This is a genomic window from Bradyrhizobium sp. 35 (assembly GCF_023073215.1).
Classification (GTDB): Bacteria; Pseudomonadota; Alphaproteobacteria; order Rhizobiales; family Xanthobacteraceae; genus Bradyrhizobium; species Bradyrhizobium canariense_D.
The window spans coordinates 98744-112560 of the sequence record NZ_JADPJC010000157.1 but is presented as its reverse complement, the minus strand read 5'-3'; the positions used below and the strand labels follow the sequence as shown (position 1 = coordinate 112560).

Annotated in this window: 10 protein-coding genes; 7 read left to right on the top strand and 3 right to left on the bottom strand. The window is 64.1% G+C overall.

Features of this window, described 5'->3' with window-relative positions:
• Positions 1 to 28: 28 nt before the first annotated feature.
• The 6 genes from IVB36_RS32870 (at position 29) to mdlC (ending at position 7761) form a co-directional block, all read left to right on the top strand.
• Positions 29 to 952, top strand: a complete 924-nt coding sequence (locus IVB36_RS32870) for a LysR family transcriptional regulator (protein ID WP_018458707.1) — start codon at positions 29 to 31, stop codon at positions 950 to 952.
• A 43-nt stretch (positions 953 to 995) separates the two neighbouring features.
• Positions 996 to 1463 (top strand): MarR family transcriptional regulator, encoded by a 468-nt coding sequence (locus IVB36_RS32865; RefSeq protein WP_018458708.1) that lies wholly within the window; start codon positions 996 to 998, stop codon positions 1461 to 1463.
• 46 nt (positions 1464 to 1509) lie between these two features.
• Positions 1510 to 3219, top strand: coding sequence for an FAD-dependent oxidoreductase (locus IVB36_RS32860; RefSeq protein WP_026233641.1), 1710 nt, complete (start codon positions 1510 to 1512; stop codon positions 3217 to 3219).
• Positions 3220 to 3308: 89 nt separating this feature from the next.
• Positions 3309 to 4634 carry an MFS transporter gene (locus tag IVB36_RS32855; RefSeq protein ID WP_026233642.1) on the top strand — a complete coding sequence of 442 codons (1326 nt, stop codon included), beginning with the start codon at positions 3309 to 3311 and terminating at the stop codon, positions 4632 to 4634.
• A gap of 35 nt (positions 4635 to 4669) precedes the next feature.
• Positions 4670 to 6118, top strand: coding sequence for an aldehyde dehydrogenase (locus tag IVB36_RS32850; RefSeq protein ID WP_247394370.1), 1449 nt, complete (start codon positions 4670 to 4672; stop codon positions 6116 to 6118).
• Positions 6119 to 6153: 35 nt separating this feature from the next.
• A complete protein-coding gene (mdlC, locus tag IVB36_RS32845) occupies positions 6154 to 7761 on the top strand; it encodes a benzoylformate decarboxylase (protein ID WP_018458712.1) in 1608 nt (535 codons plus the stop codon).
• On the opposite strand, the gene IVB36_RS32840 is transcribed toward mdlC, so the two are convergent.
• The 3 genes from IVB36_RS32840 to IVB36_RS32830 form a co-directional block, all read right to left on the bottom strand.
• Positions 7758 to 9293 (bottom strand): hypothetical protein, encoded by a 1536-nt coding sequence (locus tag IVB36_RS32840; protein ID WP_026233643.1) that lies wholly within the window; start codon positions 9291 to 9293, stop codon positions 7758 to 7760. The two genes, mdlC and IVB36_RS32840, sit on opposite strands and share 4 nt — an antisense overlap.
• A 30-nt stretch (positions 9294 to 9323) precedes the next feature.
• Complete coding sequence (locus IVB36_RS32835) at positions 9324 to 10499, bottom strand: glycosyltransferase family 4 protein (RefSeq protein WP_018458714.1); 1176 nt, start codon at positions 10497 to 10499, stop codon at positions 9324 to 9326.
• 301 nt (positions 10500 to 10800) lie between these two features.
• Positions 10801 to 12147 (bottom strand): polysaccharide biosynthesis C-terminal domain-containing protein, encoded by a 1347-nt coding sequence (locus IVB36_RS32830; protein WP_018458715.1) that lies wholly within the window; start codon positions 12145 to 12147, stop codon positions 10801 to 10803.
• 433 nt (positions 12148 to 12580) lie between these two features.
• On the opposite strand from IVB36_RS32830, the gene IVB36_RS32825 reads away from it, so the two are divergent.
• A complete protein-coding gene (locus tag IVB36_RS32825) occupies positions 12581 to 13804 on the top strand; it encodes an NAD(P)/FAD-dependent oxidoreductase (RefSeq protein ID WP_018458716.1) in 1224 nt (407 codons plus the stop codon).
• Positions 13805 to 13817 lie beyond the last annotated feature (13 nt).

The following is a 13817-nucleotide window of genomic DNA, read 5'->3' as shown; positions in this document are numbered from 1 at the left end:
GTAAGTCTCTTTTCCTGTTTGCGAAAAAATGGACCGCCTGCTCCAGTTGGAAGTATTCGCCAAGACGGCCGAGCTCGGCAGCATGTCCAAAGCTGCCGAAGCCCTACGGATGTCGAATGCTGCCGCGAGCCGCCATCTCAGCGCTCTCGAGGAGCGCCTTGCAGTCCGGCTGATCGAGCGCAACACCCGTCGGCTGTGGTTGACTGAGGCGGGGCAGGAGCTGCTGGAGCGCTCGAGCCGGGTTTTGAGCGAGTTGGCCGAGGCCGAGGACATCGTCAGCGATCGGGCGCTGTCGCCGCAAGGCATGCTGCGGGTCACGAGCTCGCTGTCCTTTGCGGTGATCTATCTGGCGCCGATGCTGCCAGCCTTCCGCGCGCGCTATCCGAAGCTCAACATGCAGATCACCACCGCCAACCGGTACTCCGATTTCATCGAGGCCGGCATCGACGTGGCGATCAGGACGCGCGAGCAGGAGCCGGATTCCAACATCATCGTCCGCCGCATCGGCCAGATGCGGCGGGTGCTCGCTGCTGCGCCGTCCTACCTCGCAAGCTGCGGCGAGCCGGAGCAGCCCGCCGATCTCGCGCGCCACAACATGCTGATCTACAATCTCGCCAACGATCCCTATTCGCTGCGCCTGCGCAAGGGCAATGGCGCGCAGACTGTTCGCATCACGTCGACGCTCGACAGCAATGACGGCCAGGTCATCCGCGGCGCCGCGCTGGCGGGGCTCGGCATCCTCATCCAGCCGCTCTATATCGTGCAAAGCGATATCGCTGCGGGCCGCCTCGTCCCCGTTCTGATGGACTGGGAGCTGCCGCTGCTCACGATGAACATCGCCTACCAGAACCGTGCCGGACTGCCTGCCAAGATCAGGGTCTTTTCCGACTTCCTGGTCACCCACATCCGCGAGCATTCGCAGCCGGGGATCTGGATCGACGCGGCGAAGTGAGCGACATTTTCGAATTCAGGCGGCTTTGTAGAAGGCACATCCATTGAAAGCCAGGACATCCGGCACCGCATGGCGGCATGCCAACATCGGTCGGCTGCTCAACAACGCGGTGCGGCGCTTCGAAGGTCGTGTGCTCGAACTGATGAGCGAGAAGGGGCATGGCGAAACGAGGATCGCGCATGTCGGCCTCACACGTAATCTCGACGTGGAGGGGACCAGACTGACGGAGCTCGCCCGCCGCGCCTCCATGAGCAAGCAGGCGATGGGCGAGCTGGTCGATCAATGCGCCGAGCTCGGCTTGGTCGATCGGATCGCCGATCCGACCGATCGCCGCGCGCGCATCGTCATGTTCACGCCGGCCGGGCGCAAATGGCTCGATGCGTTCCGCGACGCGGTCGACGTCGCCGAGCAGGAGATGCGCGCCGAACTCGGCAAGGCCACGATGGATGCAATCCTGAAGGGACTGGCGGTCTATGGCGCGACGTTCGATACGCTCGATGACGCCAAGTAGTCAGGCTACTTGACGATATCGTCAGGCGACCTTACCATGCGGAATAATGCTGGTTGGGAGAAGCGCCTTGGAAACATGTCTGACGGCCTCGGTGCTCATCGTGGGTGGGGGGCCCTGCGGCCTGATGCTCGCCAACGAGCTCGGCCGGCGCGGCGTGTCCGCGATCCTGGTCGATGAAAAGCCGGGCACGGCATTCAATCCGCAAGCCAATGCGACGCAAGCGCGCTCAATGGAGCACTATCGGCGGCTGGGTTTTGCCGACGAGATCCGACGCGAAGGTCTGCCTGCGGATTATCCGACCGACGTTGCGTATTTCACGCGCTACACCGGTTACGAGCTGGCCCGATTTCAATTGCCGTCATCGTCACGCGCGGGCGAGCTCGTCAAGGGCATGTCGGGCTCCTGGAGCGCCGCCGAGCTGCCGCATCGGGTCTCGCAAAAATACGTCGAGGCGGTGCTGCGCCGCCACGCCGAACGGCTTCCCGGAATACGGCTCAGCTACGGTCATCGTCTGATCAGCTACGTCGAGAGCGGTGACGGCGTTATCGCCGAGATCGAATGTCTCGATGACAACAGCCGCTTTCAGGTCCGGGCCGACTTCCTGGTCGGAGCCGACGGGCCGCGCTCGATGGTCCGGCAATCGCTCGAGATCGTCTACGGCGGCGAAACCGGAACGCAGCGCGATTTCATGGGCGGCCGCATGCTGGCGGTCTATCTCCGTTCGCCTGGCTTCTACGCGAGCATCCCGCATGCCAAGGCGTGGATGTACAATTGCTTCAACGGCGACCGCCGCGCCTTCATGGCATCCGTGAATGGTCGCGACGAATTTGCGTTTCACACGCAGCTTCGGCCCGGGGAAGACGAGATTGCGATCACAATCAACGAGGCCAAAGCAGCGTTCCAGCGCGCTTGCGACGCGCCGATTGACTGCGAAGTGCTGTCATTCGTGACCTGGACCGCCGGCCACGCGCTGGTCGCGAACGGAATGCAGCGGGGCAGAGTGTTCCTCGGCGGCGACGCGGCGCATCTGTTCACGCCGACCGGAGGCCTTGGCTACAACACCGCGATCGAGGATGCGGTCAACCTCGGCTGGAAGCTCGCAAGCGTCGTCAAGGGTGTGAGCCCGGCGGGGCTGCTCGACAGCTATGAGGTCGAGCGGCGTCCGGTGGCGCTGCGCAACACCGATTATGCGCGTCGCTTTGCCGACTCGCTCGGTCTGTTCGCTCCCGCGCCTGACATCGAGGACGCCACCGAGGCCGGCGACGAGGCGCGGCGGACGGCGGGCGTCTATCTCGAACAGCACGCCCGCGCGGAATTCAACATTCCCGGCGTCACCTTCGGTGGGCGCTACGACGGCTCGCCGATCATCGTCTCCGACGGCAGCCAGCCGCCGCCCGATGCCGCGAACGTCTACGTTCCGAGCGCCTGTCCCGGCGGCCGCGCCCCGCATACGTGGTTGGAGGACGGCGTCTCGCTGTACGACCTGTTCGGGTTCGAGTGGACGCTGCTCCAGTTCGGCGAGGTCATGACCTCTCAAGCGTCAGTCGTCGAGACCATCCGTGCGATCGGGGTTGATGTGAAACTCGTCACGCTGCCGAAATCCCTGCGCGATCTCTATGAGGCGGATCTGGCTTTGATACGCCCCGACCAGATCGTGGCTTGGCGCGGCAGCGCGTCACAGGCTGGTACGATCGGGCGCGTCCTTGCCCGAGCACTCGGACACAACGCGAGCGACGGCGCACGGCTGGCAAGCTGATCGACTCTCGCCGTTGCATCCGACCAGCGGCTGCGGCGGCCAATAACAACAAGACAACAAAACGACAAATGACACCGGAGGAGGAAACCGTGACGACAAGAGCATTGGAGCACTACGACGACCATGCCGCCGCCGGCGCCACTGCCGAGCAGACGGCGAGCAGCCGCCGGCGTATCCTGATCGCCGGCACCATCGGCACCGCGATCGAATGGTACGACTTCTTCATCTACGGCCTGATCGCGCCGCTGGTGTTCGATCAATTGTTCTTTCCGAAGTTCGACCAGCTCACGGCGACGATTGCGGTGTTCGCGACGTTTGCCGTCGGATTTTTGGCGCGTCCGCTCGGCGGGCTTGTATTCGGCCATTTCGGTGACCGTCTCGGCCGAAAGTCCGTCTTGCTGTGTACGCTGCTCATGATGGGACTTGCGACCATGTCGATCGGATTGTTGCCGACCTACGCCAGTGCAGGCGTGGCTGCGACCGTCGCGCTCGTGGCGTTGCGCTTCGTTCAGGGGTTTGCGCTCGGCGGCGAATCGACTGCGGCGATCCTTATGGCGATCGAGACGGCGCCCGGGCACCGGCGCGGCTTCTCGGCCGCGGTGATCCAGGCCGCAGGACCCGTCGGTGTCGTGCTCGCCTCGTTTGCGGCGCTCACGATCGCGCGGCTGCCGGAAGCGGACCTGCTGTCATGGGGCTGGCGCGTGCCGTTCCTGATCAGCGCGGTTCTGGTCGCGCTCGGCGTCTATATGCGCCTGCGCATCGAGGAGAGCGCGACATTCCGAAAGGCGAAGGTGACGGAAGTAGCGCCTGTGGTCGAAGCGCTGCGGGAACATTGGCGGCCGATCCTCATCGTATTCTTCGCCGAGATGGCGCAGACGTCCTATTTCTATCTGACAGCCATCTTCACCATCTCCTTCGCGACCCGTCAGCTCGGCGTCCAGAAAGACGTCATCACGCAGGCCGTGCTGTTCGCCAATCTCGTCGGGCTCGTTGCGATGCCACTCATCGGAGCCTGGTCCGACCGTATCGGACGAAAGCGTCTGTTCTTGGCCGGCGTGGTGCTTGCAGCCATCTCGATGTTTGCATTCTACGGTGTGGTCGCGAGCCGCGACACGGTGCTGGTGACGGGCGCGGTGATCCTCGCCGCGGGGGTGATCCATCCGCTGATGTTCGGCAGCGAAGGAAGCTATTTTCCGGAATTGTTTCCGACCCGCATTCGCTTCACCGGCGTGTCGATCGGAAAGCAGCTCGGGACGGTGCTCGGCGGCGGCATTGCGCCGCTGGTCGCCACCAGCCTGTTTGCGCAGACGGGCTCCACCTACGCGATCACAGGATACTACGTTGCGCTCGCGCTCGCGGCGATGATTGCGCTCGGCTTTGCGCGTGAAACCGGAAAATCGCGGCTGCTCGGCTAGAGCGAGCGCCATTATCAACCCCAGGGAGGTTTTTCATGGACGTCAGTCTTCTCATCAACGGGCAGGATCAGGCCGCTTCCAGCGGCAAGGTGTTCGAGCGGCGCAATCCGCTGTCGCAGGAGGTCGCAAGCCGCGCGGCCGCCGCGACCGCTTCCGATGCCGACGCCGCGGTGGCGGCGGCCTCCGCCGCGTTTGCCGCATGGTCGGCGCTCGGCCCGAATGCGAGGCGAGCCCTGTTGCTGAAGGCCGCAGATGCGCTTGAGGCCAAGCGCGACGCCTTCGTCCGGATCATGATGGCCGAGATCGGCACGACGGAGATCTGGTCGGCCTTCAACGTCAAGCTCGCGACCGGCATGCTGCGCGAAGCGGCGTCGCTCACCACGCAGATCGCCGGCGAGGTGATCCCGTCGGACAAGCCGGGATGCCTCGCGATCTCCATTCGACAGCCCGCCGGCGTGTGCCTCGGCATCGCCCCGTGGAATGCGCCGATCATTCTCGGCGTTCGCGCCGTGGCGACGGCGCTTGCCTGCGGCAATTCCGTCGTGCTCAAGGCCTCCGAGATATGCCCGGGGACGCACCGGTTGATCGGCGAGGTCTTCAAGGACGCAGGCTTTCCGCCCGGTGTCGTAAATGTTCTGACCAACGCACCGGCCGATGCGCCCGCTCTGGTCGAGCGCCTGATCGCCAATCCGGCCGTGCGGCGGATCAATTTCACCGGCTCGACCCGCGTCGGTCGCGTCATCGCCGAGCTGGCCGGGCGCCAGCTCAAGCCAGTGCTGCTCGAACTAGGGGGCAAGGCGCCTCTGGTCGTGCTCGACGATGCCGACGTCGATGCCGCCGTCGCGGCCGTGGCGTTTGGCGCCTTCATCAATCAGGGCCAGGTCTGCATGTCGACCGAACGGGTGATCGTCGACGAGGCGGTAGCGGCGTCCTTTGTCGACAAGCTCGCGAAGAGAACGGCTGCGCTTCCGGCCGGCGCCCCGCGCTCCGGTCCCGTTGTCGTCGGCTCGATGATCGACGAGGCGCCGGCCAAGCATGTCGTTGCGTTGATCGACGACGCGGTCGCCAAAGGCGCCGTCAAGCTCGCGGGCGGCGACCGGGTTGGCACGGTCGTCCCGGCCACCGTGCTCGACCGCGTGGTGCCCGGCATGCGCATCTATACCGAGGAGAGCTTTGGTCCCGTCGTCTCGGTGATCCGGGCAAGTGGCGTGGATGACGCGGTGCGGCTTGCCAACGATACCGAGTACGGCCTCTCGGCCGCCGTGTTCGGCCGCGACGTCGCGCGTGCGCTGACGGTGGCGCAGCGGATCGAAAGCGGCATCTGCCACGTCAACGGCTCGACCGTGCATGACGAGGCGCAGATGCCGTTCGGCGGCATGAAGGGATCGGGCTACGGCCGCTTCGGAGGTCAGGCCGGGATCGCCGAGTTCACCGATCTGCGCTGGATCACCATCGAGACCCAGCCGCAGCACTATCCCTTCTGACCGCGCAACAAGCGAAGCCCATCAGGACGCTATTCATGAATTCGAAAGTTCTCACGGTTCGGGAAGCGACCCTCGGTGTGCTTCGCTCCTTTGGCGTCGATCGCGTTTTCGGCAACCCCGGCTCGACCGAGCTTGCCTTCCTTGGCGACTGGCCCGACGACATCGACTACGTGCTCGGATTGCAGGAAGCCTGCGTCGTCGGCATGGCAGACGGCTATGCGCAGGCCACGGGACGAGCGGCGTTCGTCAATCTGCACTCGGCGGCTGGGCTCGGTCATGCCCTCGGCAATCTCTTCACCGCATTCCGCAACAAGACACCGATGGTCGTGACAGCCGGGCAGCAGGCGCGCAGCCTATTGCGGATGCGACCCTATCTCTTCTCCGAGGACGCCGCACAGTTTCCAAAGCCCTATGTGAAATGGAGCGCCGAACCGGCGCGCGCCGAAGATGTTCCAGCGGCGATCGCGCAGGCCTTCCTCACCGCCATGCAGCATCCCCGCGGTCCGACATTCGTGTCGGTCCCGTCGGATGATTGGGCGCGGCCCGCAACCGCTCCACCGGTCCGCTGCATCGCGACGGAGTTTGCGCCCGATCCGGCGGCGATCGTTCGGCTCGGCGCGGCGATCCGAGCCGCCAAAAAACCTATCTTCGTTGTCGGACCCGAGATCGATCGCAGCGGCTGCGTCGACGCGATGGTCGCTGTGGCCGAGCAGGCGAGCGCGGCCGTTTGGGCAAGCCCGATGTCGAGCCGTTCGAGCTTTCCGGAATTGCATCCGCTGTTCGCCGGCTTCCTTCCGGCAGCACCGGGAGGGCTCGCCCGCGCATTGCGCGGCGCCGATCTGATCGTCGTGGTCGGCGCGCCGGTGTTTACTTTCCATGTCGAAGGACAATGCGAATTGCTCGACGATGGAACGCCGGTCTGGCAGATCACGGATGATCCGACGGAAGCCGCATCCGCTTCTGTCGGTGACACCATCATCAGCACGCTCCCGAAGGCGCTGGCTGGGCTGCTGTCGGTGATGCCTGACATCGCGGAGCGCGAGGTGCCGGCCGCGCGGTTGCGGCCTGCCGCTCCTGCCGCGCAAAATCCGATTCCGCCGGGCTATGCGCTCGCCCGGCTCTCGGCGTTGATGCCGGGCGATGCGATCGTGGTCGAGGAGGCGCCGTCGCATCGCCCCGCCATTCAGCAATTCCTGCCTCGGCCCGGCGCGGACAGCTTCTACACGATGGCGAGCGGCGGACTTGGTTATAGCCTGCCGGCCTCGGTCGGCGTGGCGCTGGCGCGGCCGGGCCGCCGCATCGTCGCCCTGATCGGTGACGGATCGGCGATGTATTGCATCCAGGCAATCTGGACCGCGGTGCAACGCCGCCTGCCGATCACTTTCGTGATCATGAACAATTCAGGCTATGGCGCGATGCGCGCCTTCAGCCAGCTGATGCAGGCGCATCGCCCGCCCGGGATCGACCTGCCCGGGCTCGACTTCGTGGCGCTCGCAAGGGGAATGGGTTGTCCGGGGCAGCGCATGACCGATGTCGGCGACGTCGACGCCATCTTGACCGAAGCGTTGGCATCAAGCGGTCCCGCGCTGGTCGATATCGCCGTCGACGACGCCACGACGGACCTGTTCAGCCATCCGCGCTAGCTGGCGGCAGAGGGGCTGGTCCGCGGCGACAAGACAGCCGATGGAAATTTGCCTCCGAAGGCACGGGTCTTCGGTTGGACACGCGACCCGTCGATCACCTCGAGTTGTCCGCAGCGATTCAAGGTATGCAACTTCCTGCCGGGCCATGCTGGCCCTGGCCGCAGAGAGTGGCGGATAATCTGCTTGAACGTCGTCGGCGACAGTTCGACGATTTCCGCCAGGGCGAGCGCTGCCCCATATCCGCCGGCACAATCCTGGACCGGGCGCCACAATTTGTCATTGATGGTGACGAAATTCCCCGCAGGCCGCGTGCTCGCGCGGTCGATCAGGACCGGGTTGCTGGCATGCGGCAACCACGGGCCCATGAGGTGCTCGGCGTGATAGATCGCCAACGAATCCGAATACCCGCCAGTGCCATCGCGCCAGGCTCCGAACAGATAGTGCAGGCCGTTGTGCCGCGTGATCGTCACATCGGCGAGTTCAAGTCCTGAAAGCAGCGTCGCGTGGCGCTCCCATTTGTCCGGGAACCGAACGCATTTATAGATGGCGACGTCCCCATTGGTCGAGCTCTCCGGGATCATCCACAATGCGCCATCGTCCTCGATCAGGAACGGATAGGAGAGGTGCCAGGGCTCGTCCAATACGGGCACGACCGCTCCGACCGGGCCCTTATCGTCGAACTCGATCGCGGAAATGATTCCTTTTCCAATCCGGTGATCGAGATCCTCAAAGAAGACGAATGTTCTTCCCTGCCACGTGATGGGGAAAGGATCGGCGTAGAAGTGGTTTCCGGGATCGGCAAGGACGTTCCAGCGAGGCCCTGACAGGTCTCCGGTCTGCCAGACGCCTGCGCCCTTGTTGATGCGCCATCCGACATGCCAATGCGGGGCATAGCAGCAGAGGCGATAGATCTCCTTGGCGATCGATATGGTGAGGCCGCGCGCGACATAAGCCGTTGGCGGGCGGCCGTTGTCCGCTCGGGCCGGTCGTGCCAGCTGCGGCACGATGCGCGGTCGTCCCGACAGGATGGCGGCCACCATGGTCAGGGTTCGCGCCATGACCGTTTCCAGGCCCCCGCTCAGACCGGCCGCGATTTCGGCGGAGGGATGGCCACGATCGAGGACTGCACCGTCGACCTCGTCGACGATTTCGATCACCGGCAGATCGCCGGCGAGAATGGCGGCAAGAGCTGCGTTTTCGCCTGCCACTCCATTGAACAGCGGGCGGAGATACTGCCGGGCGGAGCAGTTCGGATCCCGCGCGCCACCGGTGAAATCGACGACGACGTCTGCCGTGCCGGCGCGAGCCTGCATCCGGTCCGGACTGATCTTCAGCCTTTCGGTGCCGCTGTGTTTGCCCTTGTGCAACACCAAACGTTCGAGCTCGAACAGCATGTCGAGACCCGCCGGCCGCGGCTCCGCCGTTGCCGTCCACGCGATCTGGACCGGTACATCCCGCCCGTCGATCGACAGCGTCTCGCGGCCCATCCACCGCCGCGCATTCTCAATTTCACAGCGAAACTCGATGGTCATGTCGAGCCGATCCGTTTCCATGCGCCCCGATCAAATGACCTGGCCGAGAATTCGAACGTATTCCTCCACCATGGCGTCCACTGAATAGCGCAGCTTCAGGCCTTTGGCGTTTTGCCGCAGTTCGTCGCTCAGTCTTTGGTCCGTCAGGAGCCTCGAGACGGCCGCTGACAGCTTGGCGTGATCGGAGGTATCGACGAACAGCGCTGTCGGCTTCCCTTCGACGGACAACACTTCGCGCAAGACCGGAAGATCGGTGACGACCGAGGGAACGCCGGCGTTTGCAGCCTCCACAGCGGCGAGGCCGAAGGTCTCCGCCTGCGTCGGAAATACGAACACGTCGAGAGCGGCGAGAAACTCCGCCATCTGGCGCGGGGTGATTTCGCCGAGCAGATGCAGCCTGTCCGATACTCTCAGCTCATCCGCCAACTGCCGCAGCCGGGCCTCGTCGGCTCCCTGGCCGGCCAGCGCGAGATGCCAGGATGGTTGATCCGGCAACAGACGTATCGCCGCGTCGAGCCGCTTGTGCGGGTGCAATCTTGCTGCGCAGCCGAGCAGGGGGCTATCCGGCGGGAGATTGAACTTCTGTCGCGCAGCTTGCTTCGACAGGGTGAGCGCCTTGTCGTCGAAGCCGTGCGGGACATGCACCATGCGCGCGCGATAAGCCCTGGGGTAGCGCGAATACTCGCGCTGCATGTCCAGCGAGTTGAGCGTGATGCGGTCGAAGAAGCCGAGGCTGCCCATGACGATGTCGGCCGTACGGACCGGCCAGCTCATCGACAGCGCGGATGAAACCTGATTGGCGATGACAGGTGCGCGGCAGATCAGGCGCGCCACACCGGCGCCGATGACATTGCCGAAGTGCTGAAAGGTCAGAACGGCGTCAGGCCTGGTGGCCCTGATATGGCGGCCGAGCGTCCACAGCATTTGCAGCAGCGCCAGCGGATTTCCCGGCCGGCTCGACGCGCAATAGACCGTGTGGGGCGGCTCATCGAACGAATCCGACTTGCGGAAGAAGAAAAGATTGGTGACGCGATAGCCGCGGGCGGTCAGCCCGGCGCCAAGCAGGCGCGAGATCTCCTGCGCACCGGCGTTCTCAGCCTGGGTCTGTACGAGCAGCACGTGCGGCTTGCGTCCGCCACCGTTGGGCGACGGGAGTGCTGTCGCAGTCGTCTCGCCCAACGCCTTGTTTGGCTGGTAATGCAGCACGGATCCCGACCCATTAGAGAAGCGAATTTTTCACCTTCTTAACTCCGTATCTACCATGCGGGCATCGCGCGGACACCGACTAGCAATAAACGGAGTTAATGCGCCCTGCCGCAAGGGCATGAGGGAATTCCGCTGGTTCCGACGAAGTGCAGAGGACGCGGGCAACCGCCGATTAACCATCGATATTTGGGTTGGAGCGGGCCCACTAAAGCATATGAAAACGACGCACATTCCGCCGGTGCGCCGACGGCTGCTGGTGCGCTCTCCTTCATGCGGGACACGCGCGACATATGCTGACGCTCTATTCGCCGGAGTCCGCGCCACGGACCGCGTAGGCGCTGGGCTTCGATGCGGAGAAGCGCAGAAGCCCTAGAATCGAAGGATCGACGCCGGTTCGCCGGCGACAGAGGATGTTGAGGACGATGGTCGCTAACGCGAGCGACACAGTGGCCGAGATCGCTGCGCCAAGAACGCCGAGCCAGGGAATGAGGACGAGAAATCCAACCAGCCGTAGCGCTACGTTCCCGGCAATCACGGGGACATACTCGCGCTCATGGCCGGTCAGTTGCAATATCGCCGCAGACGGACCGCCCGCCGCCTGGACCGCCGTTCCGATCGCGAGCACGATCAGGACCCAGTGCTGCGCAGCGAAATGTGGCCCGAACAAGTTGAGTAGATGGGGACCTCCAACCCAGATCAGGAGGAGTCCGCTGACCACGCACACCGCGGTCACTTCCGCCATGAGCCGCAACGTTCGCTCGAATTCCTGATGGTTCTTGCTGAAGTACAGCGAGGGGAGCCGACGTGCGCCAAAGCTGTACAATGCGGCCGACAGCATGGCGAAGATGTTGGCCAGGCGCGAAGCGGCAAAATAAATTCCGGCGGTTGCCGGGTCCAGCATCCAGTAGACCAGAATGACGTCGAAATACTGGTTCGCGGCTTCGAGAATGGATGCGACCCAGAAATGAAGCGCGCTCGATCTCCAGCGCGACGGCTCGGAACGCACCGCCGTGCCGCGGAAATCCGGTAGAACTCGCGCAATCGCGATGATCTGTGCGACCAGTCCGACCGACATGGCAATCGTCATCACGGCGATCAATTCGGCGGGATCAAGCTGCCGATGGCCGAACATGATTGCGAGCAGAAACAGCACCACGCTGACTCGCCAGAAGAACTCCCTGTTTCCTTCCCCCATGAGAATGCTGACCAGCGAGCGTGCGATCTGGCTGCCAAGCATCAGTCCGGCATTCACGGCTGTGTAGGCCGACACCGCGACAACCAGCAGCCACGAGGCGCCTTTGATGTTCGCGCCGATCGCGATTGCGCCGATCGCAATCAGCATCGCGACGGAGGAAATCTTGAAGCTCGATAGCAGCACGCCCTTGGTGAGATCAGGCTGATTTCCCACCCGATACTCGTTCAGAAATCGCACCAGCAGCGATTCCTGGCCCACCAGACCGACGACCGCTGCCATCTGGGCGACCGAAAGCCAGGTCGCAAAGATGCCAAACCCATCGGGCGACATCGTTCGTGCCGCAAGCGAGAACAACGCGAACGCAAGCGCGCCGCTACCAACCTTGAGAAGGATGGTTCCGGCAACACCGCGCGTCACGTCGCGCCGCATGAACTGGACGATGGATTCGATCATGGAGATTTAAGGGGCAACTTCCCCTGAAGAGACATTTTCCGATTACCTGCGACAGCCTAGCATGCCGAAAAACCGCGAGTGTTAATGGACGGCCTCCATGATCCCGCCGGCCGCGGCGACGTCGCGGCCATGCCTGTTGCTTCACTATGGAACATCGCTGACCCCATTGTCCCAGATAGAGCAAAGTGCGGCCCGGTCGCGTGGCGGCAGAGCGCCGCATCGACGGCCGATGAGGCGAGATGAGCCGTTGGAATGCGGACCGGCTCGGCGGGAATGGCCATCCCGAGCAAGGCGCGTGCCGGATCTCATCGGGCCGGGCAGGTCTCCGCTGCGTTAACCGAGATATCGAGAAATGATCGCGTTTGGTCCTGCGATGCGACATCAGGCGAGAGAATTGCACGGGCAACCATCGTTGACCGTGGGAGCCTGGACCATGACGGCGGATAGCAACGTGACCGAGCCGAGCGCTGGATCTGCGACCGCGGCGATCGTCGTCGACATCGCGATCGTCGGCGGCGGCCTTGCGGGCTCGCTCGCGGCGGCCGTGCTCGCGCGGGCAGGGCATCGTGTCGCTCTCGTCGACAAGCGCGCGGTCCATCCGGACGAGTTTCGGGTCGAAAAAATAGGCGGCCGTCAGCTGGAGATGTTGCGCAAGCTGGGCTTCCTCGATGCGCTCGACAACGTGGCCTGTCGATATGATCAGGTGCTCAACATCAGGGAAGGCAAGGTGGTCGATGTCAGCGTCGGCCGGGCTTACGGGCTTCCATATGCCGATCTCGTCGCCATGGCGCGCAGCCAGCTGCCTGATCCGTCCAGCCTCATTGTCGATGAGGTCACTGCGGTCAATTGTCGCGACGATCTCCAACATGTCGAGCTCGCGTCAGGGGGGCGCATAACTGCGCGCCTCGTCGTGCTGGCCACGGGCATGGCGGGCGTGCTCGGCTACAAGCTCGGCATCAAGCGGCGCGTGCTGGCCGAGCGCCATTCGGTTTCGTTCGGCTTCACGATCGCCCGCCGCGACCACGCGCCGTTCGATTTCGAGGCGTTGACCTGTTATGGGGAGCGCACAGCGGACGGCATCGATTATCTCAGCCTGTTTCCCGTGCGTGCCGGCATGCGGGCAAATCTCTTCATGTTCCGAGACCCGACCGATCCGATCATGCGCGAGCTGCGCCGTGAACCGGAGGCGACGGTCTTGCGCCTGCTTCCGGGATTGCGGCCCTACCTTGGCGACTTCCACGTGATCGACCGGGTGCAGAATTGGGTGATGCACCTGTCCGTCGTGGAAGGACATCTCCAGCCCGGAGTCGTGCTCATCGGTGATGCGTTCCAAACGAATTGTCCGGCCGCCGGCACGGGCGTCGCCCGTCTGCTGGTCGACGTCGAGCGCCTCTGCACCGAATATGCGCCGCGTTGGCTCGGGACCGAGGGCATGGGTCGGGAGAAGATTTCTGAATTCTATTCCGATCCCGACAAGGTCGCGGCGGACCAGCAGTCACTGAAGATGGCGCGCTTCCGGCAGGCCCTGACGTCCCGCAACGATATTGGCTGGGACGTGCGGCGGCGGCTGCACTTCCTGCGACGCAGTATCACCCACCGGCTCGATCAGATGCGGCCCGGCTGGCTCGCGCAGGTTCGAAGCGCGCTACGCGCCTGAGAGCGGCACCCGG